This is a genomic window from Stutzerimonas kunmingensis, from assembly GCF_900114065.1.
GTDB lineage: Bacteria > Pseudomonadota > Gammaproteobacteria > Pseudomonadales > Pseudomonadaceae > Stutzerimonas > Stutzerimonas kunmingensis.
The window spans coordinates 382,677-406,292 of sequence record NZ_FORS01000001.1; the positions used below are offsets into that span (position 1 = coordinate 382,677).

Here is a 23,616-nt window from a genome sequence, read left to right on the forward strand (position 1 = left end):
TGCTAGCCTGACTACACAACTCGAAGGCTATAGCGAGTGGTTGGCTGACCTCAAAGGCCGCATCAACAATATCCAGGCGACGGCACCCTCATGGAGGAAGAATCACAGTGACTAACACTACCAACCCGACCAACAGCTACACGGTGCCGTCGGTATCCATCGCTACAGCGCACACTGGAGCATCCAGCAAGGCCAATGAGCTGGGCATGCGTACCATGCAGGAACGCGCCTATGCAAAGCGTGGCGAACAGTACTTGCTGATCAAGTCGCCGCCCGCATCTGGCAAGTCACGAGCCCTGATGTTTATCGCCCTGGACAAACTCCATAATCAGGGACTGCAGCAGGCCATCGTCGTAGTGCCGGAACGTTCAATTGGCGGCAGCTTTGCCGATGAGGCGCTGAGCCAACATGGCTTCTACTGGGACTGGCAGGTGGTCCCACAGTGGAACCTGTGCAATGCCCCAGGCATCGACGAACCGCGCGTGGCCAAGTCTAAGGTGGAAGCCGTGCGCGCCTTCCTGGACAGCGGCGACAAGGCGCTGGTCTGCACCCATGCCACCTTCCGCTTTGCCGTGGAAGAGTTAGGTATCGACGCATTCGACAACCGCCTGATTGCCATCGATGAGTTCCACCACGTTTCCGCCAACCCGGACAACAAGCTCGGCAGCCAACTGAGCGCGTTTATCAACCGCGACAAGGTGCACCTGGTTGCCATGACCGGTTCCTACTTCCGTGGTGACAGCGAGGCCGTGCTGGCCCCGTCGGAAGAGAATAAATTTGAGACAGTGACGTACACCTACTACGAGCAGCTCAACGGCTATCGATGGCTCAAGTCGCTGGATATTGGCTACTTCTTCTACACTGGGAGGTACGTGGATGCGGTCGCCAAGGTGCTGGACCCGGCGCTGAAAACCATCGTCCACATCCCAAATGTAAATGCCCGTGAGAGCCTCAAAGACAAGGAGCGCGAGGTCAACGAGATCATGAGTTCGCTGGGCGATTGGCAAGGTGTCGACCCAGCGACCGGCTTCCACCTGATCAAAGCCAAGGACGGCCGCACGCTGAGAGTGGCCGACCTGGTGGATGACAGCGACGCAGCCAGACGCTCCAAAGTGCTCGGCGCGCTGAAAGATCCCGCGCAGAAGAACAACCGTGACAACGTGGATGTGATCATCGCGCTGGGCATGGCGAAAGAAGGCTTTGACTGGATCTGGTGCGAACATGCTCTGACCATAGGCTACCGTTCGAGTCTGACCGAAATCGTGCAAATTATTGGCCGCGCCACCCGCGATGCCAAGGGTAAGGAGCGGTCGCGCTTCACCAACCTGATCGCCGAACCCATGGCAGATCAAGCAGCCGTTGCTGAGGCAGTGAACGATATGCTCAAGGCCATTTCCGCCAGCCTACTGATGGAACAGGTGCTGGCCCCGCGCTATGAGTTCACACCGAAAGATACCGGACCGAAAGAAGGCTTCAATTACGGACCGGAGGGGTATCAAAAGGGTGGCACCAACCTGGGTGTGAATGAAACCACGGGCCAGTTCCATGTCGAGATCAATGGCCTGACCACACCGCAAAGCACAGAAGCCACGCGCATTTGCAAAGAAGACTTGAACGAAGTGGTGACCAGCTTCCTGCAGGATAAAACCGTGCTGGAGCGTGGCCTCTTTGACAAGGAAAACACCCTGCCGGAAGAGCTGACCCAACTGCGCATGGGCAAGATCGTGCGCGAGCGTTACCCAGACTTGAGCGACATCGACCAGGAAGCTATTCGCCAGCACGCCATCGCAGCCATGAACATTACTCAGCAGGCCAAACTGGCCCTGGCGCAGACCGATGCAAACGGTGGCGACAACGTGCAGGGCAGCACGGCACTACTGGATGGTGTGCGCAAGTTCGTAAACGTGCGCGAGCTGGACATTGACCTGATCGACCGCATCAACCCCTTCGATGCCGCTTATGCCGTACTGGCGAAGGCGATGGATGAGAAATCCCTACGCCAGGTGCAGGCCAGCATTGCAGCCAAGAAGGTGAGCATCCCCGAAGATGAGGCGCGAGAGCTGGCCAAGCGTGCCCTGCAGTTCAAAAACGAGCGCGGCCGCCTGCCCGACATCAACTCCGCCGATGCCTGGGAAAAACGCCTGGCTGAAGGCGTAGCAGCATTGGCACGCTACCGCGCACAAGCCAAAGCGGCGCAGGGAGAATCCGCCAATGGCTGATATGAACGATGACGACCTGCTGGATGCGCTGGGGGTAGAAGTCCCCACGCTCAAGACAGCCACTCGAACTCCTCGCGAAGAGCGCTTCATCGCTGGCTTCGAGGACATTCAGCGTTTCTATCAGACCCACGGCCGTGCGCCCTTGCATGGTGAAGACAGCGACATCTTCGAGCGTCTGTATGCCGTGCGCCTGGATCAGCTGCGCAAGTTGCCGGAGGCGCAAACGCTTCTGGCTGGGATGGATAGCTACGGCTTACTGTCTGGTACTGCAGCAGTATCGGTAGATGTGGATGATATGGATGAAGATGCTTTGCTCGCTGAGCTGGGCATCGGCAGTGAGCCCGTCGACCAGGACGACATCACCGTGCTGCGGCATGTGCGCTCCAGCGCGGCAATAAAAGCGGCAGAAGAGATGGCCGCTCGGAACCCGTGTGAAGACTTCGAGAAGTTCAAGCCGCTGTTTGATGAAGTGGAAGTTGGCCTCAAGCAAAAACGCTGGGTGACCAAGCCTTTTGGCAAGAACGCCAGTATTGAGGCCGGAGATTTCTTCATTCTGAGCGGGCTCATTGCCTATGTCGCCGAGGTAGGCGACACCTACAAAACGCCGAATGCAGAGACCAATGGGCGCTTGCGCGTCATCTACTCCAATGAGACGGAAAGCGATCTGTTGCTACGATCCCTACAGCGGGCGCTTTACAAGGACAGTGAGGGGCGTGCCGGATCTCGGCTGATCAAGGTCGATTCAGGCCCACTGTTCAGCGACATAGCAGAGCCGGACGACATAGAAAGCGGCACTATCTATGTGCTGCGCAGCCAGTCTAGCCACCCCTTCGTAGCCGAGCACCGAGAGCTGATTCACAAGATCGGCGTAACCGGAGGCCGAGTGGAAACCCGCATCGCAGGCGCAGACAAAGACGCCACCTACCTGCTGGCTGATGTGGAGGTGGTCGCGACTTACAAACTGCACAACCTGAACCGCACCAGGCTGGAAAACATCTTCCACCGCCTGTTCGGCGCAGCGCAGCTGGAATTGACCATCGAAGACCGCTTCGGCCATCCGGTTAAGCCTAGGGAATGGTTTCTGGTGCCGTTGCATGTGATTGATGAGGCGGTTGAGCGCATTCGTGATGGGTCGATTACCGATTTTGCGTATGACCCGCATACTGCTCGCCTAGTCAGCTAAGGCGCAGCTAAATCGTGATGATCAAATCCGAGCGAAAACCAGTCTATTTGCCCGGATGCCCCGGGTTACAGAGTATACGTGTGCTTGCCACTTCATAGTCTACGGCGGTGCGCAATAGTTTTAGCCATTATTTATCTCTTCCGGCCTTTTCTTAACCAAGGCATAGAGATCTAAATTGGGAATTGCACTGGCGTTCAAAAGCATCCTCTCAATCATACGGAGTTGCTCTGCATTATTCTTTCTAAGTACCGCAACCTCAGCCTTCAAGTGCTCTATTTGCTCCACCAGCTTTACTTCATAAGCAGTTATCTTTGTGTAAAGGGAAGGCGTTGCGCCACGAAGTTGAGCTTTTTTGTTCTTATATGATGTGTTGATACCCACATAAGTGCAGAGGGTTTGCCTAGTCGTTTTTATGCCGATCTCAAGTTCGACCTTAGCCACCAGAGCATCCCACGTCAGTTTACCTACCCACTTGACCAACATAACCTCTATTTTACGCTGCTGCTGAGCGGATATTTTTGGCACTACCACGTCACACCTCCCCTTCAGACAGGCCAAAAGAAGATAAAAGAGAACTCAACTGAGGATTTGAGTCAGAACCCACATTCGTAGCCTGATCTTCCATGATGCCTTTCAGACGGCCTTCAGAATCTGGAAGGCCACAAGAAACTTTTGTGATAACCATTGTATTTAAATCGGTTAAATTAAAATCAGAACTATTATTCGAGTAACGAATTATCGTACCGACAGGGCTACTCTTCATCAAGTCAATCAATAGCGATAAAATGTGGGTGTTTCGAGAGTGAATGAAATACCACTGCTTCATTGCCTGGGAAGTAGGTAAGCGTGGATCGCAAGCAACCGATTCTAATCTCACGGTTTGAAACGACAAATCTTTTTCTAAAAAATCGATGGCCTTCTCATCACCGGCAACATGACAAGTCTCCGGGCACATAAAGCACTGCGAGACGAAATCGTTCAAATAATTACATGGGGTCACATTAAGGTTTTGAGTACAAAGGCCAGTCGAGGTGACAGATGCAGGTAGATTCGTGGCCTGCGTAAGTTGCTCTTGAGAAACGACTCGAATAACCCGCCTGTCGATATCTGGTGGGTTCATTATCACACTCACTCGACTTACTTTCTCATCATGACTTGTGTGAATGTAAGTATGAGTTTGCTCAGAACTCTTTCTGCCCGACCAAGCTGTGATTATTTCTACTGGAATGCTACTTAGATCCGCAATGGTGTTCGATAAGTGGCGAAGACTATGCAGCCTGAGACTTAACTCTGACGAAAATCCGTAACTCTGAAAAATCGATAATTTGGTGCAGGAATGCCCAGTTAATCGAGGGATAACTGAGGCGCCTAGCGAGGCTAATGGCACCACCATATAGTTTGTCTTTTGAAATGTATTCCCCCCACTCCCGAACCCCTTGGACGCCCCATAAAACCAACGCCCCAAGAAACAGAACATCGCATCTTTCAGATTAATACTTGATTCTCCGCTTGAAAATGAGAGCGGAAATTCCGGCAGCAGCACATTCCTATAAAAGGACACCCACCACTCTTGTACATCTCCGACGGTGATGGTGAGCTTATCGGTAAATATTTCCGGCATATTAGAGTAGCCGAATAAGTAGGGTAGACTTGCAAAAGACGTACGCCCAGTTCGCGATACGGATAATTTATCTTGATGCTGTAACGAATAAATTTTTTTACCCTCAAAGAATCGGCCTCTATGAGCATGGTAGGTGCAAGCCAGATCAGCACTCTCTTTGAGAACAGGAACGCAATCATCGACTCCATAAAAACCTAACGCATACCCCAACGTAAAAAGATTGGGTTGCTGTGTTAAGGACAAATTCCGAGCTCGTACTGGTGCAATCTCGAACTCCCCAAGTAATGCCTTTAAACTCTGATTCGGGTTTTCATAGAAACGACACAGCACCCTTGCCGGCTCGGATGCTTTATAAAAAAAGTTCAGAGCTTTCTTGAGTGGCTCAACTAGGGCAGCCAGCATGTGATTCTTGTTGTTCCCGTATCCCTTGCTGCCAATCCAGTCTAGGTAATAGACCGGTTCTCCATTGCTTTCAGAGTAAGAATGTAGTCGCTGTTTAGGCAGAAGAGGTATTTCCGCAGTTGTCCGATTGGGTGATGCCAGTGACAGCAGCACAAAAGTTACAACTAAGGCATCATGCATATTTATCTCTTCACCAGGACTCAACGAGCCCTGTTCATCCACATGCTCAAATACACTTGAGAAAATGGCGCCTAGGGCAAGCACAGTTTTGATATCCGGAAGCTTCTCTAGCGTATTATCAAAGAGGGCATGCCCTGTCCTGTCTCTATTATCACTTCCATTTAGGTCGATTTTTTTCATAACCCCCTTGTCAGAGCAGAACGCGAGAAACGATCGCAAGCGGTCAGATGACTTAGCCCCCAAATTAAGGCTGCGGATTGTAGAATCTGTTTGGGCATAGAGATCGCCATCCATAAGCGTTAACAACTTCCTAACTACTGACATACGAGCTTTTTTCTCGCCGGCAGATAAAGGTGTATTTGTTGTTTCTATAATCCATACCTTTATCAGGTGGTTATAGGGGTAAGGAAGGCTGTCTGTCGGCCGATTGCCGGCGTTTCCTCTTCCCTTACGCCCATGTACTCCGCATAAGTATCTAATTCGGCGACCTGTATTAGGGTCCACGTGGTACCAAACCAGATCATCAAACTCCGCTTTCTTGCCGCCTGGCCCTTCAAATTGCCCTAGTTCGGCCTTGCGATACTCGCCAGTGAGTCGCTCCAATCGGTCAATGTATTTGTTAAGCATCGAGCGCACGCTGCCTTGCGAGTTCTTCATCGCAAACCGCAATAGTCAGCTTCACCCACACGATCTGCCTCTCCATTTTTTCGATGCTGCGGGTGTAAAGAGGATTGATTAAGGAGCTGCGGTTTGCCGCCAGTTTGTCTTCCACGCCTCTCAAAACTGACCTATGATCGGCCTCGAGTATCGGGCGAAAATTTGGGCATCCATAGCACCCAAGCGGCCTCCCCAATAATGTAGAGCAGGTAGCGCATGTACGCTTGTTACGTGCCCCACCAACAGCGTTGAAATTTTTGTCGACTATGACTTCATCGGTTTCCGGAGCAATAGTTACCGTACCGCTAAATGCCTTCTTCAGAAACTCATTACCGGTATATTTTAAGTCAATCTCTCGCCTCGACTTGTAGTCCAAGTCTATGTAGTGCCTTGCAGCGGGAACGGTAACACCGGTAATCCTGGCCACTTGAACGGCGGGTAGTCCATCTTGAGCTCCTCGAGTTAGTACGGTATGACGAATCCGGTTGGAAGTGGCTATGCAGTCGGCGACACGATCAGAGGTAACCCGAGTATGTCTTAAGGCATTTGTAATTGAACTCTCCGATATGTGGTAAGCAGTAGAGATTGGCGTAAACAGTTTTTTGAAAAAATCTAAAGAATCAAATCTCAAGTTAAAAAGACCGACATCGGGAAACATGGGCAAATTACGCATTAGGCTCAAGAGCTCAGATTGATCAACTTCGATCTTTGCTGACTCCATCAGTAGCGTGAGCCCTTGAAAGATCAGCTTCTTATAGTCGCCGAGAGTCTTTGAGATGTCTTCGGAAAGATATATCGGATAACGCTCTGGACATTCTCGCGGAAAGAGCATTCCGCTTGACTTAGCGATAAAAACTCTAAGCTGTAATGTTTGCCCCCCCACTGTGCCAATTTCGTCCATAGCGTGAATTCTCGCGTCGTGAAAGCTTGCACCGGTGGGAATCAGATCCGACCATTTCTGGATAGAAATTTGAATCGGCCGCCTCACAATGGAGAGCAACAGTTTGCTAGTAACACGATTCTTTATATCACCATAGAGGGTTGATGACTGATAGAAAGAAAGGTCTCTATCAGCGGCCCAATCGAACTCCTGTAGATCTTCATTGAGTTGCTTTGCTAACGAGTCAAACTCAATATCGCTTAATGCCCCCTTGGAAGAATCAAGAGTATTGATTTTCCTCTTATCTAAATGAGAACTTGTATATTTGTGATATTCTTCAAACCGTTCATTACCTTGCTTTGACAGAGTCCCAAAGAACTGATTGAGACCCTTCTTACTATTTGTTTTCAAACCACTCCAAAACGCTTTAACACTAGCTAACGAGGGAATACCATTCATCACAAACGGCTTCACGTTACAAACTATACCTGATGCTGTACTCGCAGCCTTGGTTCGAACGTAATGCACAAACACATTCAGAATTAATTCTCGATCATCATCAGATATATTCGATGAGTGGACCCAGCCAACGCATACCACGTTCCCCTTTCCATTGTGCGGAAGTATCACCCATACATCATCCGAGGTATTAACCATCAAGCCAGACTTAGCCGTAACCAATGAATTTACTTTCTTTTGAGGCTTACGTGCTTTCTGTTTTTTCTCTCGAATCATTTTTTTTGATCCACAAGACGCTGATGTGCTTTTGATATTTCTCTAGCCTTCAGCGCAATTCGTTTTTCATTATAATTTTCGTTCTGCCTCGAATTGTGCGACCATCCCATCGCATATTTTCTACTATCCTCAAGCAAAGCTGGATTGACCCCGAGCAACTCTCCCTTTTTATCAAATACTTCATTCCATTTGTGACGCAACAAATGAGGATGCACATGAAAGCCCAGCGCCCTAGAAAGCTTCCGAAAAACTGCATTTATTGCTTTCAACGAAAGGGGCTGCCCCGCAGTACCTTTAGAGTCATTTTCACTGACAAACACGAAATCATGAAATTTTGCATGAGGAAAAACAGCACGAATGTTGTCAACATAAAACTTAACACTCTTCAGCAAACTTGTATCAACCGTAGCGTAGTGTGCTTTTGTCTTTTGATCAGGTTTTTCAGCGCGCGGATCTGTAGGGTCGTTTCCGGACCGATAGATAGATATCTGATCGTACCCCCCCCAAAAATGGCAGTCTGAAACCTTCAACTTTGCTAGCGCACCTCTTCTGATGCCACTTTGGACTAGCAAATTGACAATCAGATAATTTCTCACCCTGGATGCTTTAAAGGGATTATTATGAGATGATGGCATCACCATCTCCAAGAACTTTAAGAAAACGTCATCCGGAATCACCGACTCCTCAGGATTGCCGACTTGTTGAGTAGCGTTCTTGCCAAGGGAATCTTCATCCAACTTAATCTTTGAAATCAGATAGTTAAATTTTTTGTTTGTTTTATCGTCAACATCCTGCACTTCGTGAAACTGATCGTACAGCCATAAAAGAAACTTCCGAAGTCTCCTGACGCGACCTTTTAAGGTTTCGCCAGATACTGTTGCCATACCTTTCTGATTGGCAACAATGATGTTCCTGAGATGTTTATCATTTATATCTATAAACTTAACATTTAAACTCTCTTCACAAAAACCCTTACTTAAGCAACATCTGTCATAAAACTGCATATACTCTTTATGCGTGATAAACCTACCCGATGCAACTCGCGCGGGCAGGTCAATATTTTTTTCCGAAAAGTAATGCAGCATAAACAACAGTTCATTTGCGTACCTAAAACGCGTATTTGCCGACTTAGCAGACAAAGCGCCATTGAGATAGCAGGACACATACGGATCAATAGGGCAATCCGCTTCGTCCACTATCGATACGAAGGGCAACGAATTGAATTGATATCGCCTGAGCTTCATGATTGACAAAATAGCTAGTCCAATAACCAATTTAGTTAAAAACTAGCCCCCAAACGAGTTCTGTCAAGCGAGAGGGAGGGAAGAGCGACGGATGGTGGGGCTTACAGACAATGCCTACGGGTTTATAGGCTTTACAAAAAGTTTGTTGTTTATACCTTGCCGCCGGACAGGCAGACCATGACCTTGTCTCCATCCTCGATCATATTGAAGTCGGTGACGGCCTCGCCGGCCAGGCGGCGCAGGCGCTTCTGCAGTTTGTTCTGGTTGACCGAGAGGTTGCCCATGTCAGGTGTCCGGGTGAGATGCGAAAGGCGCGCATTTTACGCGCAAAGCACGCCTGACCGCAGCCCGTTCGCCGCCTGCTCCGATGTGAACCAGCACCGAATGAACACCCGCAGTGCTGTGCTAGTCTCGCCCAATGGACGACCTCTCCCCCGCACTGGATCTGCCAGACCACCTGCTCATGCTGCTGCAGGAAAAACCCGAAGGCTGCAGCGAGTACGAGCTGATTCAACAGCTCAAGCGCCGGCACAGCACGCATGTGCCCAACCTGCCGCTGACCGACAAGCTGGTGCTGTTCCGCACGCATTTTCTGGTGTTCAACGCGCTTTATCTGCTGCGCGACCGACTCTCGGCCGAGGGCAGCGGCCATCTGCAGATCAGCCCCTTGCACGTTCAGTTGCTGCCATATGCCGGCGCCAACGCCGGTCTCGCCGAGCAGGATGCCCTGCGCGCGTATTATCTGGATCTCTCCAACCTGCGGGATACCGACGAAGACGATGTCGAACGCCTGCTGGCGAGCTTCTGGACGCGCATGCAGGGCAGCGACGAGAAACGCGCGGCACTCGAACTGTTCGAACTGGACCGCGCCTCACAGCCCCTCACCCTGGAGCTGATCAAGCGCCGCTACCGTCAGCTGGTCGGCCTGCACCATCCGGATCGAGGTGGCAGTACGCAGCGCCTGCAGTCAATCAATCTGGCGATGGAAATACTCGAGCGCTATTACCGCTGACGGCATAGCTTCGAAACGCTCTAACCCCGCTGATGCATTGCCGATTGGCATTTCTATACTGCGACGTAAGGTCGCACGCGCCGTCCTCGATGACGACCGCCAGGCGAGGCGACCTCCATAAACTGAGGAGACGCTGGCATGATCAATCACGTTTGGGGTTTGTTCACCCACCCCGGTCAGGAGTGGAATGAAATCCGCGGCGAGGAAGAAACCGTCAGCCACATGTACCTCACGCATGTGCTGCTGCTCGCCGCGATACCGGCGGTATCGGCCTACATCGGCGCGACCCAGGTGGGCTGGAGCATCGGCGGTGGAGAGCCGGTCAAGCTGACCCAGGCCAGTTGCATGCAGCTGGCGATACTTTCCTACTTCGCCATGCTGGCCGGCGTGGCCGTGATGGGCGGCTTCATTCACTGGATGGCACGTACCTACGACGCTACCCCAACCCTTACCCAATGCATCGTTTTCGCCGCCTATACCGCAACGCCGCTGTTCATCGGCGGGCTGGCGGGTCTCTATCCGCACCTCTGGCTCGGCATGCTGGTGGGGACCGCGGCAGTCTGCTACACGGCCTATCTGCTCTACGTGGGGCTGCCCAAGTTCATGAACATCCACGAAGACGAGGGATTCATGTTCTCCAGCTCGGTACTTGCGGTCGGCCTGGTGGTGCTGGTGGCGATCATTGCGCTGTCGGTCATTACATGGGGCATGGGCGTCGGCCCGGTCTACGTCCGTTAACCCATCCGCGCCTCACAAGGCCGCCTTCGGGCGGCCTTTTCGTATGCCCGCGCATCATCCCACGACGAATCGTCTGGACCGATAAGGGAAACCCTCACCGCATCTGCCGTTCTAAAGCGATAACGCCGCTGCAACAGCATTCCTGAGCGGCCCTCAAGGCAGACGGAGACTCGGTATGATCCCGCACTTTGTAACATTGCTCACCCGCCCGGATCGGGCGTGGGCGGACATTCGCCGCGACGAAGAAAAGAACAGCTCCAACTACCTTGTCCATCTGCTGCTGTGGGCATTGCTGCCGGCGGTTTGCATGTTCATCGGCACACGTTATGTAGGCTGGAGCCTGGTCGAAGCCGAACGGATCTGGCTCGATACCCGCAGTGCCTTCCAGCTCAGCGCGCTGATCTACATCACCATCGTCGCCGGCACCTTCATCATGGGGTTCTTCCTGCGCTGGATGTCGCGCTCCTTCGATGCACGCCCGACTTTCAATCAATGCGTGGGCTTCATAGCCTATGTCATTACACCGTTCTTCCTAGCCGGACTTGGTGCGCTCTACCCGTCGCGCTGGCTGGCCATCCTAGTTCTGGTGGCGGCCGGGGCATACTCGACCTATCTGCTATTCGTCGGCCTGCCGACGTTCATGCGCATCAGTAACCGCAACACCTTTCTTTACGGCGCCTGCACCTGGGGCGTCGGCCTGCTGGTGCTGGTGAACCTGAAGGTGCCGATGATCCTGTTCTGGATGCTCGCACTCGACCCAACCTACGAGCGCGATACCCCACAGAACCAGAGCTATGGCTTCGAGGAGAACCGCCCGCAGGAAGAACCGGGCGGCATCGACAACGAACGGCGCTTCAACGAACGCCCGAACGAGTGACCAACGAAGCTGTTTGGCCAGAAACGGTTTGGCATAATGCGGCGCTTGCAGGAGTACCCCAATGCCCGAGCGCCTCAATGCCTGCGTCGAAGCCTGTTACGAGCTGGCCGAGCAGTTTTTCAAGCGACGCTTCACCCGCCCCCAGATAAGCCTCAAGCTGCGCGGGCAGAAAGCTGGTGTAGCGCATTTGCAGGAAAATCTCCTGCGCTTCAATGAGCAGCTATATAGGGAAAACACCGAGCACTTTCTGCGCCAGACCGTCGCCCATGAGGTCGCGCACCTGATCGCCCATCAGATGTTTGGCTCACGGATTCAGCCTCACGGCGAGGAATGGCAGCTGATCATGCGTGGCGTGTACGAGCTGCCGCCGGATCGCTGCCACACCTATGCGATTCGTCGCCGGTCCGTTACCCGTTATGTCTATCGCTGCAGCTGCGTGGATCAGGATTTCGCTTTCACGCCCCAACGCCATGCGCTGGTGGCGAAGGGGCGCCGTTATTACTGCCGTCGCTGCAAGACCACCCTTGCCTTCAGCGGCGAGCAACGCATCGAATGACGCCAGCGCCTGCTAGAGCGCCCTCGCCCGCCAACCGGCAATGACGAACAACGCCGCCAGCAAAGCCATCAACGGCAACCAGCCCGCGTGATCCCAGACATAACCGGCGCCATAGCCAACCACACTCGATCCCAGATAGTAGGCACACAGGTACAGCGCCGATGCCTGCGCTCGAGCACCCTTGGCATGGCTGCCGACCTGCCCGCTGGCCACGGCATGCGCGGCAAAGAAGCCGAGGGTGAACAACCCGAGACCGAGCACGATGCTGACCAGCCACGACGTCGCGCATAGCCCCACACCAATCAGCATCAGAGCGACCCCACCGCGCAGCACCTGCCGCGCACCGAAGCGCGGCACCAGACGCCCGGCCCAGCCGGCGCTGAAAATCCCGCCGAGATAGACGACGAACAGCAGGCCGATGAGCGTCGAGGACAAGCCGAACGGCTCGCCTGCCAGGCGGAAGCCAATGTAGTTGAACAGCGCGACGAAGCCGCCCATCAGCAGAAAGCCCTGCAGGAACAGTCCACGTAGCACCGGATTGCCCAGATGCAGCCGGAAGTTCGTCAGCAGAATGCGCAGCGAGAGCGGTTGCGCCGTGAAATGTCGCGATGGCGGCAACAGCCAGACGAACGCCACCAACGCCAGCAGTCCCAGCGAGGCAATGCCACCGAGCGCCAGCTGCCAGCCACCCAGGTCACTCAGCAGGCCGGAAAGCAGACGCCCGAGCATCCCACCCAGCGCCGTGCCGCCGATATACAGGCCCATTGCGGCAGGCAGCGACTCGGGCTCGAACTCCTCGCCGACGTAAGCCATCGCCAGTGCCGGCAATCCACTGAGTGCCAGCCCGAGTAGCGCGCGCAGCGCCAGCAATAGTTGCCAGGAATCGACCAGTACGCTGGCCAGCCCGAGCAGGCTGGCCAGACCGAGCGCCGCGGCCATCACCGGCTTGCGTCCCCAGCTTTCGGCAAGCGCACCCGAGATCAGCAGACAGACGGCGAGCGACAGCGTCGTCAGCGACAACGCCAGACTGCTGCTGGCAGCCGATACGGAGAAATGCGCGGCGAGCATGGGCAGCAACGGCTGAATGCAATACAGCAATGCGAACGTGGCGAAGCCAGCGCAGAAGAGTGCAAACGTGGCGCGCCGGTAGGCTGGCGTGCCTCTTGATAGGTGTGCGTGTTCGGCGATCATCGGCGCCCTCGTCTCATGCGCTGACCTGAGAAAAAGCCGCGCAGGCTAGCACGGCTGTTCGCTCTGCCGCTTGCCGGACAGAAAAGCGGTCCGCTGATCGGCCTAACCCCAAGCCACCGCAAAGAACCGAAACGAATATTGCCCTATGCTGGTCTGTGACTAGACTCCCTATATGCCAGTCGGAGTAGAACAATGACAGTAACGCCGAATGACACCCGCCCCGCGGATACCTCGATCAAGCGGGACGAAACCCGCCTCTTCATATTCCTGATCGTCTTCCTGTTTCCCATCCTCAGCGTCGCGCTGGTCAGTGGTTACGGTTTCATCGTCTGGATCGTGCAGATGATCTTCGGGCCGCCAGGTCCGGCTTAAGCCGCTCCTGCCGATCTAATCGGGCCTGCGCCCTGCTGCCAACGGAAACGGAATCACTGATGGGACACCCTCTGCATATCGCCAGCCTGCTGGTGCACTGCCGCCCCGAATGGCTGGCCGCGGTAAAAGCCAACCTGCAACTGTTACCCGGCCTGGAAATGCACCAGGAGAATGCCAGCGGCAAGCTGGTGGTGGTGCTGGAAGCCGAGCACGAATCACGCATCCTTGCCTCGATCGACCATATCCAGCAATTGCCCGGCGTGCTCAATGCCGCATTGATCTATCACGAAGAACTCCTCGAAGGAGACGCCTGATGAGCCTTACCCGACGCCAATTCGCCAAAGCCAACGCTGCGGCCATCGCCGCAACCGTGGCCGGCATGCCGATCGCTTCCAGCGCAAGCAACCTGATTACCGAAGCGGACGCCACCAATCTGAAATGGGACAAGGCCCCTTGCCGCTTCTGCGGCACCGGCTGCGGCGTCATGGTGGCGACTCGAGAGGGCCGCGTCGTCGCCACCCATGGCGACGTCAAGGCGGAAGTGAACCGCGGCATCAACTGCGTCAAGGGCTACTTCCTGTCGAAGATCATGTACGGCTCGGATCGCCTGACCCAACCGCTGCTACGCATGAAGGACGGCAAGTTCGACAAGCAGGGCGAGTTCCAGCCCGTCAGCTGGGAACAGGCCTTCGACATCATGGAGGAAAAGTACAAGGCGGCGCTCAAGCAGGGCGGCCCTGAAGCCATCGGCATGTTCGGCTCGGGGCAGTGGACGATCTGGGAAGGCTACGCGGCGAACAAGCTGATGAAGGCCGGTTTCCGCTCGAACAACATCGATCCCAATGCACGTCACTGTATGGCCTCGGCAGCGTTTGGTTTCATGCGCACCTTTGGCATGGACGAACCCATGGGCTGCTACGAGGACATCGAAGCGGCCGACGCGTTCGTGCTCTGGGGCTCGAACATGGCGGAGATGCACCCGGTGCTCTGGACCCGCGTGACGGATCGTCGCCTCAGCGCGCCGCACGTCAAGGTGGCGGTCATGTCGACGTTCGAGCATCGCAGCTTCGAGCTGGCCGACATCCCGATGATCTTCAATCCGCAGACCGATCTGGTGATCCTCAACTACATCGCCAACCACATCATCCAGAGCGGTGCGGTGAACAAGGACTTCGTCGAGAAGCACACCAAGTTCGCCAAGGGCGCGACCAACATCGGCTACGGCCTGCGACCGACCGACCCGCGGGAGCTCAAGGCAGAGAACGCGGCGGTGGCCAATACCTGGAGCGATATCAGCTTCGAGGACTACGCCGAGTTCCTGAAAACCTACACCCTGGAATACGCCACCAAGGAATCCGGCGTTCCGGCCGAGCGACTGCAGGCGCTTGCCGAGCTCTATGCCGACCCGAAGGTCAAGGTGATGTCGTTCTGGACCATGGGCTTCAACCAGCACACCCGCGGTGTCTGGGCGAACAACATGATCTACAACATCCACCTGCTCACCGGAAAGATAAGCGAGCCGGGTAACAGCCCGTTCTCCCTGACCGGACAGCCGTCCGCCTGTGGCACGGCCCGGGAAGTCGGCACCTTCTCCCACCGCCTACCGGCGGACATGGCAGTCGCCAATCCAAAGCATCGGGCCATCACCGAAAAAATCTGGAAGCTGCCCGAAGGCACCATTCAGGAAAAGCCGGGCTTTCATGCCGTCGAGCAGAGCCGCAAGCTCAAGGACGGGGTACTGAAGGTCTACTGGACGCAGGTGACCAACAATATGCAGGCCGGCCCCAACGTCATGCAGGAGATCCTGCCGGGCTGGCGCAATCCGGAAACATTCATCATCGTCTCGGACGTCTACCCCACCGTTTCAGCCCAGGCGGCCGACCTCATCCTGCCCAGCGCAATGTGGGTGGAGAAGGAAGGCGCCTACGGTAACGCCGAGCGACGCACCCAGTTCTGGCACCAGCTGGTCAAGGCACCTGGCGATGCACGCTCGGACCTCTGGCAGCTGGTCGAGTTTTCCAAGCGCTTCAATGTCGACGAGGTATGGCCGGCCGAGCTGCTGAGCAAGTCACCGGAACTCAAGGGCAAGACCCTGTACGACGTACTGTTCAAGAATGGCCAGGTCGATCGCTTCCCCAACGAGGAAATTGCCGAGGGCTATGTAAATCAGGAGGCCGAGGCATTCGGCTTCTATCTGCAGAAGGGCCTGTTCGAGGAATACGCCGAATTCGGTCGCGGTCATGGACATGATCTGGCGCCCTTCGACACCTACCACGAAGCCCGCGGTTTACGCTGGCCGGTGGTGGATGGCAAGGAAACCCAGTGGCGCTACCGCGAGGGCTACGACCCTTATGTCAAAGCCGGCACCGATGTGCAGTTCTACGGCTACGGCGACAAGAAGGCGATCATCTTCGCCCTGCCCTACGACGTGCCTGCCGAAGTCCCGGACGAGGATTACCCCTTCTGGCTCAGTACCGGACGGGTGCTTGAGCACTGGCACACCGGAAGCATGACGCAGCGGGTCGATGAGCTGCACAAGGCCGTGCCCGACGCACTCGTCTACATGCATCCGGAGGACGCCCGCAAGCTCAACGCGCGTCGTGGCAGCGTGGTGAAAGTCATCAGCAGGCGCGGTGAGATGCAGGCACGGGTAGAAACACGGGGGCGCAACAAGCCGCCGATGGGATTGATCTTCGTGCCGTTCTTCGACGCCAACAAGCTGATCAACAAAGTCACCCTCGACGCCACCGACCCGATCTCCAAGCAGACCGATTACAAGAAATGCGCCGTGAAGATCGAAGTGGTCAGCATCGCCTGAGGAGAACCGCCATGAAATTTCGCCTACTGCCGCTGACCCTGCTCGCGGTGTACGGACTGGCCGTCGCCGCCGAAACCAACTACCCGCTGGATGCACCAGCCCCGGACGGTCGCCGTCCGGGAGGGACCATTACCCAGGAATTCACCCCACCGAAACTGCACGACGAGGAAAACAAGGATACCCGGCGCGAGCGCAACTATCCGGAACAGCCGCCGACCATTCCACACAGTATCCGTGGGTATCATGTCGACAAGAATGCCAACAAATGCCTGACCTGCCATAGCCGGGCCAATAGTGCCCGCGCGCAGGCGCCGATGATCAGCATCACCCACTACACCGATCGCGACCAGCAGACCCTGGCGGCAGTCGCGCCGCGGAGGTACTTCTGCACGCAATGTCATGTACCGCAGCACGATGTGAAGCCGCTGGTGGAAAATCGCTTCAAGACCATCGACGAACTGCTGTACCGGGAAACCTCACCATCCACCAACGGAAACTGAGGGGGCCTGGATGAAGTCGATCAAGTCATTTTTCAAACGCTACTGGGCCGTTCTCCGCCGGCCCAGCGTCCACTACAGTCTGGGGGCGCTGACCCTCGGCGGGTTCATCGCCGGGATCATCTTCTGGGGCGGTTTCAACACCGCGCTGGAAGCCACCAACACGGAGGCCTTCTGCATTTCTTGTCACGAGATGGAAGACAACGTGTACATGGAGATCAAGGATACCATTCACTACAGCAACCGCTCGGGCGTACGGGCAACCTGTCCGGACTGCCACGTACCGCACAAGTGGACCGACAAGATCGCGCGCAAGATGCAGGCGTCCAAGGAGGTTTGGGGCACGATCTTCGGCACAATCAACACGCGCGAGAAATTCCTCGACAAGCGTCGTGAGCTAGCCGAGCACGAATGGGCGCGACTCAAAGCCAACGACTCGCTCGAGTGCCGCAACTGTCACGACTTCGGCTACATGGACTTCACCCGCCAAGGCAAACGGGCATCGGAGTTCCATTCCACTGCCCTGGCCAGCGGCGAGGCAACCTGTATCGACTGCCACAAGGGCATCGCACACAAGCTGCCGGACATGAGAGGCGTACCGGGCTGGTAGGGTAACGAGTGCTTGGCAGGTGTACTGGCCAAGCACCCTGCACGCTCCACCGCTGCAAAAAAAAGCCCTGACCATTGGTCAGGGCTTTTTCGTATTGCTCTTTGCCATCAAGCCTTGGGCAGCGTCACGCCGCGCTGGCCCTGGTATTTGCCGCCGCGGTCGCGGTAGGACACTTCGCATTCTTCGTCGGACTCGAGGAACAGCATCTGCGCAACCCCCTCGTTCGCGTAGATCTTGGCCGGCAGGGTCGTGGTGTTGGAGAACTCCAGGGTCACATGCCCTTCCCACTCCGGTTCCAGCGGCGTCACGTTGACGATGATGCCGCAGCGCGCGTAGGTGCTCTTGCCCAGGCAGATGGTCAGCACGTTGCGCGGGATGCGGAAGTACTCGACCGTGCGCGCCAGGGCGAAGGAGTTAGGCGGAATGATGCAGACGTCGCTCTTGATGTCGACGAAGCTCTTCTCGTCGAAATTCTTAGGATCGACCGTCGCCGAATTGATGTTGGTAAACACCTTGAATTCATCGGCGCAGCGCACGTCGTAGCCATAGCTGGAGACGCCATAGGAAATCAGCCGATCGCTACCCTCGGTGCGCACCTGGCGCTCGACGAAGGGTTCGATCATGCCGTGTTCCTGGGCCATGCGGCGAATCCACTTGTCCGATTTGATGCTCATGGCTGGCGTCCTGATTAGATGAAATGGGCGTGCGAAGACGCGCATCTTACCGAGCCTCGTGCGCGTGTAAAAGCATGGCCGCGATGCGCGCCGCAGAGCAGGTCACACCTCGACCGCGCCGCTCGGAGAAGAAATCCAAAATAAAGCTCGCTTTGCTCCAGAAAAAAGGTATTGTTACTGGGCTGCTGCTGCATGTGTCACCGTGAATCGCTACATGTTTAGATTTCGATCCAAATATCGATACGACTCCTATCTCCTTGCACACAGTGATGTTCGGACCTTTTCAGTCCGCACTTTATTTTTCAAAACTTGGTTCAAGGAGACATCAAATGTCCAATCGCCAAACCGGTACCGTTAAGTGGTTCAACGATGAGAAAGGCTTCGGCTTCATCACTCCGCAATCCGGTGACGACCTCTTCGTACACTTCCGCGCCATCCAGGGCGACGGTTTCAAGAGCCTGAAAGAAGGCCAGCAAGTTTCCTTCGTCGCTACCCGCGGCCAGAAGGGCATGCAAGCTGAGGAAGTTCAGGTTATCTAACCTGAGTCTTCTCTGAAAAAGCCTCGCTTCGGCGGGGCTTTTTTGTGCCTGCAATTTATCGCCGGGCGCGGGCGGTGACGCATGGCGTCACCGCCTCTAGGCTCAGTCCTCGGAAATGACGATCTTCGGCATCGACTGCGCGATGATTTGCCCACTCTGAGCGATACGGGCACCGACGGTACGCGCCACCTCTTGGTAAATCATCGCGATCTGGCTTTCCGGATCAGCTATCACGGTCGGCTTGCCCGCATCCGCCTGACTGCGAATCGCCATCGACAAAGGTAGCGATGCCAGCAGATCGACGTTGTACTGCGCCGCCAGCTTCTCGCCACCACCCTCACCGAACAGATGCTCTGCATGGCCGCAGCTCGAGCAGATATGGATGGCCATGTTCTCCACCACACCGAGCACTGGAATGTTCACCTTGCGGAACATCTCAACGCCCTTCTTCGCATCGAGCAACGCCAGATCCTGCGGCGTGGTGACGATGACCGCCCCCGTCACCGGCACTTTCTGCGCCAGGGTCAGCTGGATATCGCCCGTCCCCGGCGGCATATCCACCACCAGATAATCGAGATCGTTCCAGGCGGTCTGAGTGATCAACTGCAACAGCGCACCGGAGACCATCGGCCCGCGCCAGACCATCGGCGTCTTGTCATCGGACAGGAACGCCATCGACATGACCTGCACGCCGTGGGCCTCCAGAGGGATGAACGCCTTGCCATCGCGAATCTCCGGGCGCGTGCCTTCTGCGATACCGAACATGATGCCCTGGCTCGGGCCATAGATGTCGGCATCCAGCACGCCCACCCGTGCACCTTCGCGCGCCAAGGCCAGAGCCAGATTGGCGGCTGTGGTCGACTTGCCGACACCACCCTTGCCGGATGCCACGGCGATGATGTTCTTCACATTGGAAAGCGCCGGCACCTGATCCTGCGCCTTGTGCGGACGGACCACGCAATCGACCTGGACATCGGCGCGACTGACGCCATCCAGATGCTCGATAGCCATCGCCAGCATCTGTGCCCAGCCACTGCGAAACAGCGCAGCGGCGTAGCCCAACTCAAGCTGCACGCTGACCCTATCACCCTGCACCTCGATCGAACGCACGCAGCCGGCGCTCACCGGATCCTGATTCAAATGGGGATCGGTGTACTGGCGCAGGACGGTTTCCACAGCTTCGCGAGTGACGGACATGGTTACTCCTAGAAAGACCGAGCAAATCAGACAGGCATCTTACCCCGCACGAAGCTTCCGAGCCCAACACCAACCGGCACTGTCGACGCCGGGGATGGGCAGCGCGGGTGAAAAATACGCGCCGGGCCTTTATAGTTGCAGACTTTCTTTCGCAATTCCGACTGCAGATTTCCCATGTCCGAAGCTCGCCAGATTCTCGTTACCAGCGCACTGCCCTACGCCAACGGTTCGATCCACCTCGGCCATATGCTCGAGTACATTCAGACGGACATGTGGGTGCGCTTCCAGAAGCTGCGCGGCAATCAGTGCATTTATGTCTGCGCCGACGACGCCCACGGCTCGGCAATCATGCTGCGTGCCGAGAAAGAAGGCGTCACGCCCGAGCAATTGATCGCCAACGTGCAGGCCGAACACGGCAGTGATTTCGCCGACTTCCTGGTGGACTTCGACAACTTCCACTCCACCCATTCGGAAGAGAACCGCAAGCTTGCCGAGCTGATCTACACACGCCTGCGCGACGCCGGCCACATCGCAACCCGCTCGGTGACCCAGTATTTTGACCCCGAGAAGGGCATGTTCCTCGCCGACCGCTTCATCAAGGGCACCTGCCCGAAGTGCGCGGCCGAGGACCAGTACGGCGACAACTGCGAGAAGTGTGGCGCCACCTACGAGCCGACCGAACTGAAAGATCCGCGTTCGGCGATCTCCGGCGCCACGCCAGTGCTGAAGGACTCCAAGCACTTCTTCTTCAAGCTGCCGGACTTCGAGGCCATGCTCAAGCAATGGACCCGCGGCGGTGCGCTGCAGGAGTCGGTTGCCAACAAGATCGCCGAATGGCTCGACGGAGGGTTACAGGAGTGGGACATCTCGCGTGACGCGCCCTACTTCGGCTTCGAAATTCCGGGTGAACCGGGCAAGTATTTCTACGTCTGGCTGGACGCGCCGATCGGCTACATGGCCAGCTTCGAGAACCTGTGCAAGCGCCGCCCGGAGCTGAGCTTCGACACGTTCTGGAGCAAGGATTCGACCGCCGAGCTGTACCACTTCATCGGCAAGGACATCATCAACTTCCACACCCTGTTCTGGCCCGCCATGCTGGAAGGCGCTGGCTTCCGCAAGCCGACCGCGGTCAACGTGCACGGCTACCTGACGGTGAATGGACAGAAGATGTCCAAGTCGCGCGGCACCTTTATCAAGGCACGCACATATCTCGATCACCTGAACCCGGAATACCTGCGTTATTACTACGCGTCGAAGCTGGGCCGCGGCGTGGACGACCTCGATCTGAACCTCGAAGATTTCGTGCAGAAGGTCAACTCCGACTTGGTTGGCAAGGTCGTCAACATCGCCAGCCGCTGCGCCGGCTTCATCCACAAAGGCAACGGCGGCATGATGGTCGACGCCAACCCTGAACCGGAACTGTGGGCAGCCTTCCAAGCCGCCGCCCCGAGCATCGCCGAGGCTTACGAGGCACGCGACTTCGCCCGTGCCATGCGCGAAATCATGGCGCTCGCTGACCGTGCCAACGCCTGGATTGCCGATAAGGCGCCATGGGCGCTGAACAAGGTTGAAGGCAAGCAGGCCGTGGTACAGGAAATCTGTGCACTAGGCATCAACCTGTTCCGCCAGCTGGTGATTTTCCTCAAGCCGGTGCTGCCCAACCTCGCCGCGGCTGCCGAGCAGTTCCTCAATGTTGAGCCGCTCACCTGGAACGACCATGCGACACTGCTGGCCAACCACCAGCTCAATGCTTTCACTCCGCTAATGACCCGCATTGAACCGGCGAAGATCGAAGCCATGATCGAAGCATCCAAAGAAGACCTCGCCTCCAGCGAAGCCGCAGCTGCCCCGGCGGGCAATGGCGAACTGACCAAGCAGCCGATCGCCGCGGAAATCAACTTCGATGCCTTTGCCGCGGTCGACCTGCGCATTGCACTGATCGAGAAGGCCGAGCTCGTCGAAGGCGCCGACAAGCTGCTACGTCTGACCCTGGACATCGGCGATGCCAAGCGCAACGTTTTCTCCGGCATCAAGAGCGCCTACCCGGACCCAAGCAAGCTGGAAGGTCGTCTGACCCTGTATGTCGCTAACCTGGCGCCGCGCAAGATGAAGTTCGGCGTGTCGGAAGGTATGGTCCTCGCGGCTGGCCCCGGCGGTAGCGAAATCTACCTGCTGAGCCCCGACAACGGCGCCAAGCCGGGCCAGCGCGTCATGTAAATCGGCGTTCGCGTGCCGGCCTCTCGAGCGGCACGCGAAACCCGGCGTTAACGGAAACGCTATGAGCGAGCCTGTAGATCCTTCCAACTGCCCGCTCTGCGGTCAGCCCAACCAGTGCGGCGAGTGCGACCCTGCCGCCGCCCAGCCCTGCTGGTGCTTCACAACCCCAATCCCCGATCACGTGCTCGAGCGCATTCCTGCCACGCTCCGAAATCAGGCCTGTATCTGCGCGCGTTGCGCTCGCAGCCAAACCGCTCCTCCAGATGCGCCTTGACCGCTACCTCGCCAATCGCGCACGTCTAAGTCGTCAGGACGTTCGGCGCCTGCTGGCAGAAGACCGAGTGCTGGTGAACGGCGAAACCAGCCGGATAGTGGATCTGGAAGTTCGTGTATTCGACCGAATCGAGCTGGACGGAGAAATGCTGCAAGCGGGGAAAGCGGCGCGCTACCTGATGCTGCATAAGCCGGCAGGCTGCGCCAGCGCTACCCAGGATGCGACACACCGAACCGTGCTCGACCTGATCGACGAGCCGGACAAGCAAGACCTGCACATCGCCGGCCGCCTCGATTTCAATACCACCGGCCTTATGCTGCTCACCAACGACGGCCAATGGTCTCGCCGCCTGACCCAGCCTACCAGCCTGCTGGGCAAGGTCTATTTGATCGAAACCGAAGACGAGATCGACCCGGCCTGCGTTGACGTTTTTGCCCAGGGCATGTATTTCCGCTTCGAAAACCTCACCACCCTACCCGCCGAACTCGTACTGCTCGAACCCCGCCGCGCCCGTCTGACCCTGCACGAGGGCCGCTACCACCAGGTCAAGCGCATGTTCGGTCGCTTCAACAACAAGGTCACCGCCCTGCATCGCGAAAGCATGGGTCCTCTGACGCTGGACCTAGCACTGGAACCCGGCCGGTATCGATCGCTGACCGAGCAGGAGATCGCTCAGATCTGAACCCTTTTCGCCTGCCCGCCAGAAAAACCCAATGCCGCCCTTCATTTCGCCCAAGCCTTCTGGTAAAAAGGCACCCCTGAGCGGGCGTCGTATAATGGCATTACCTGAGCTTCCCAAGCTCATGACGAGGGTTCGATTCCCTTCGCCCGCTCCAGACACCTAACGTTAAGGCCCTGTTTTTACAGGGCTTTTTCGTTTCTGGCTTTTGGTGGTGTCGAAGAAGTGTCGAAAAGGTCCAGCC

The 23,616-nt window shown here is 56.2% G+C and carries 22 protein-coding genes, 1 tRNA gene and 1 pseudogene; 16 read left to right on the forward strand and 8 right to left on the reverse strand.

Annotated features, from left to right (window positions below; all coding sequences use genetic code 11):
* The first annotated feature begins 107 nt into the window (after positions 1-107).
* Together BM275_RS01900 and BM275_RS01905 are read left to right on the forward strand one after the other, a co-directional pair.
* Positions 108-2,219, forward strand: a complete 2,112-nt coding sequence (locus tag BM275_RS01900) for a DEAD/DEAH box helicase (RefSeq protein WP_090519116.1) — start codon at positions 108-110, stop codon at positions 2,217-2,219.
* Entirely contained in the window at positions 2,212-3,402 is a 1,191-nt protein-coding gene (locus BM275_RS01905; RefSeq protein WP_090519117.1) for a GIY-YIG nuclease family protein, read from the forward strand. Before BM275_RS01900 ends, BM275_RS01905 begins: the two co-directional genes overlap by 8 nt.
* 120 nt (positions 3,403-3,522) lie before the next feature.
* On the opposite strand, the gene BM275_RS01910 is transcribed toward BM275_RS01905, so the two are convergent.
* The 5 genes and pseudogenes from BM275_RS01910 to BM275_RS22005 all read right to left on the reverse strand — a co-directional run.
* Positions 3,523-3,933 carry a hypothetical protein gene (locus BM275_RS01910; protein ID WP_090519118.1) on the reverse strand — a complete coding sequence of 137 codons (411 nt, stop codon included), beginning with the start codon at positions 3,931-3,933 and terminating at the stop codon, positions 3,523-3,525.
* 1 nt (position 3,934) lies between these two features.
* Complete coding sequence (locus tag BM275_RS01915; RefSeq protein WP_090519119.1) at positions 3,935-6,262, reverse strand: hypothetical protein; 2,328 nt, start codon at positions 6,260-6,262, stop codon at positions 3,935-3,937.
* Positions 6,225-7,877: a hypothetical protein gene (locus BM275_RS01920; RefSeq protein ID WP_090519120.1), complete on the reverse strand. Its 1,653-nt coding sequence runs from the start codon at positions 7,875-7,877 to the stop codon at positions 6,225-6,227. The genes BM275_RS01915 and BM275_RS01920 overlap by 38 nt, the downstream gene beginning before the upstream one ends.
* The gene (locus BM275_RS01925; RefSeq protein WP_244153835.1) at positions 7,874-9,040 is read right to left on the reverse strand and encodes a site-specific integrase; all 1,167 of its coding nucleotides are present in this window, start codon (positions 9,038-9,040) and stop codon (positions 7,874-7,876) included. Before BM275_RS01925 ends, BM275_RS01920 begins: the two co-directional genes overlap by 4 nt.
* A gap of 236 nt (positions 9,041-9,276) precedes the next feature.
* A pseudogene (locus BM275_RS22005) lies at positions 9,277-9,405 on the reverse strand (tRNA 2-thiocytidine(32) synthetase TtcA); the annotation flags it as partial.
* Positions 9,406-9,539: 134 nt separating this feature from the next.
* Here BM275_RS22005 and BM275_RS01930 point away from each other — a divergent pair.
* The 4 genes from BM275_RS01930 to BM275_RS01945 all read left to right on the forward strand — a co-directional run bounded on the left by BM275_RS01930 (position 9,540) and on the right by BM275_RS01945 (position 12,304).
* Positions 9,540-10,133, forward strand: a complete 594-nt coding sequence (locus BM275_RS01930; RefSeq protein WP_090519122.1) for a DNA-J related domain-containing protein — start codon at positions 9,540-9,542, stop codon at positions 10,131-10,133.
* Between the two features lie 138 nt (positions 10,134-10,271).
* Positions 10,272-10,871, forward strand: coding sequence for a Yip1 family protein (locus BM275_RS01935; protein WP_014819706.1), 600 nt, complete (start codon positions 10,272-10,274; stop codon positions 10,869-10,871).
* 175 nt (positions 10,872-11,046) lie between these two features.
* Complete coding sequence (locus tag BM275_RS01940; RefSeq protein ID WP_023443857.1) at positions 11,047-11,748, forward strand: Yip1 family protein; 702 nt, start codon at positions 11,047-11,049, stop codon at positions 11,746-11,748.
* Between the two features lie 61 nt (positions 11,749-11,809).
* The gene (locus BM275_RS01945) at positions 11,810-12,304 is read left to right on the forward strand and encodes a SprT family zinc-dependent metalloprotease (protein ID WP_090519123.1); all 495 of its coding nucleotides are present in this window, start codon (positions 11,810-11,812) and stop codon (positions 12,302-12,304) included.
* Between the two features lie 12 nt (positions 12,305-12,316).
* Here BM275_RS01945 and BM275_RS01950 read toward each other — a convergent pair whose 3' ends face one another.
* Positions 12,317-13,495: an MFS transporter gene (locus BM275_RS01950; protein ID WP_014819703.1), complete on the reverse strand. Its 1,179-nt coding sequence runs from the start codon at positions 13,493-13,495 to the stop codon at positions 12,317-12,319.
* A 192-nt stretch (positions 13,496-13,687) separates the two neighbouring features.
* On the opposite strand from BM275_RS01950, the gene napE reads away from it, so the two are divergent.
* Genes napE through BM275_RS01975 form a run of 5 tightly spaced genes read left to right on the forward strand, consistent with a single transcriptional unit; the run spans position 13,688 to position 17,792 of the window.
* Positions 13,688-13,867, forward strand: a complete 180-nt coding sequence (napE, locus tag BM275_RS01955) for a periplasmic nitrate reductase, NapE protein (RefSeq protein WP_014819702.1) — start codon at positions 13,688-13,690, stop codon at positions 13,865-13,867.
* 59 nt (positions 13,868-13,926) lie between these two features.
* Positions 13,927-14,181 carry a chaperone NapD gene (locus BM275_RS01960; RefSeq protein WP_014819701.1) on the forward strand — a complete coding sequence of 85 codons (255 nt, stop codon included), beginning with the start codon at positions 13,927-13,929 and terminating at the stop codon, positions 14,179-14,181.
* Positions 14,181-16,685 carry a nitrate reductase catalytic subunit NapA gene (gene napA / locus BM275_RS01965; RefSeq protein ID WP_090519124.1) on the forward strand — a complete coding sequence of 835 codons (2,505 nt, stop codon included), beginning with the start codon at positions 14,181-14,183 and terminating at the stop codon, positions 16,683-16,685. The genes BM275_RS01960 and napA overlap by 1 nt, the downstream gene beginning before the upstream one ends.
* A gap of 11 nt (positions 16,686-16,696) precedes the next feature.
* A complete protein-coding gene (locus tag BM275_RS01970; protein WP_041013426.1) occupies positions 16,697-17,185 on the forward strand; it encodes a nitrate reductase cytochrome c-type subunit in 489 nt (162 codons plus the stop codon).
* A 10-nt stretch (positions 17,186-17,195) separates the two neighbouring features.
* Positions 17,196-17,792 carry a cytochrome c3 family protein gene (locus BM275_RS01975; protein ID WP_023443863.1) on the forward strand — a complete coding sequence of 199 codons (597 nt, stop codon included), beginning with the start codon at positions 17,196-17,198 and terminating at the stop codon, positions 17,790-17,792.
* 107 nt (positions 17,793-17,899) lie between these two features.
* Here BM275_RS01975 and dcd read toward each other — a convergent pair whose 3' ends face one another.
* Positions 17,900-18,466, reverse strand: coding sequence for a dCTP deaminase (dcd, locus tag BM275_RS01980; protein ID WP_003292548.1), 567 nt, complete (start codon positions 18,464-18,466; stop codon positions 17,900-17,902).
* 329 nt (positions 18,467-18,795) lie between these two features.
* Here dcd and BM275_RS01985 point away from each other — a divergent pair, with 329 nt between their 5' ends.
* Positions 18,796-19,005: a cold-shock protein gene (locus BM275_RS01985; RefSeq protein ID WP_003282211.1), complete on the forward strand. Its 210-nt coding sequence runs from the start codon at positions 18,796-18,798 to the stop codon at positions 19,003-19,005.
* A 102-nt stretch (positions 19,006-19,107) separates the two neighbouring features.
* Here the strand turns inward: BM275_RS01985 and apbC are convergent, their stop codons facing one another.
* Complete coding sequence (gene apbC / locus BM275_RS01990) at positions 19,108-20,202, reverse strand: iron-sulfur cluster carrier protein ApbC (RefSeq protein WP_023443864.1); 1,095 nt, start codon at positions 20,200-20,202, stop codon at positions 19,108-19,110.
* A 174-nt stretch (positions 20,203-20,376) separates the two neighbouring features.
* Here apbC and metG point away from each other — a divergent pair, with 174 nt between their 5' ends.
* The 4 genes from metG (at position 20,377) to BM275_RS02010 (ending at position 23,529) form a co-directional block, all read left to right on the forward strand.
* On the forward strand, positions 20,377-22,419 hold the full coding sequence (gene metG / locus BM275_RS01995; RefSeq protein ID WP_090519125.1) for a methionine--tRNA ligase: 2,043 nt from the start codon (positions 20,377-20,379) through the stop codon (positions 22,417-22,419).
* A gap of 61 nt (positions 22,420-22,480) precedes the next feature.
* The gene (locus tag BM275_RS02000) at positions 22,481-22,693 is read left to right on the forward strand and encodes a cysteine-rich CWC family protein (RefSeq protein ID WP_080902091.1); all 213 of its coding nucleotides are present in this window, start codon (positions 22,481-22,483) and stop codon (positions 22,691-22,693) included.
* On the forward strand, positions 22,683-23,375 hold the full coding sequence (locus BM275_RS02005; protein ID WP_044314982.1) for a pseudouridine synthase: 693 nt from the start codon (positions 22,683-22,685) through the stop codon (positions 23,373-23,375). Before BM275_RS02000 ends, BM275_RS02005 begins: the two co-directional genes overlap by 11 nt.
* Positions 23,376-23,455: 80 nt before the next feature.
* Positions 23,456-23,529, forward strand: a tRNA-Gly gene (locus BM275_RS02010).
* Positions 23,530-23,616: the final 87 nt, after the last annotated feature.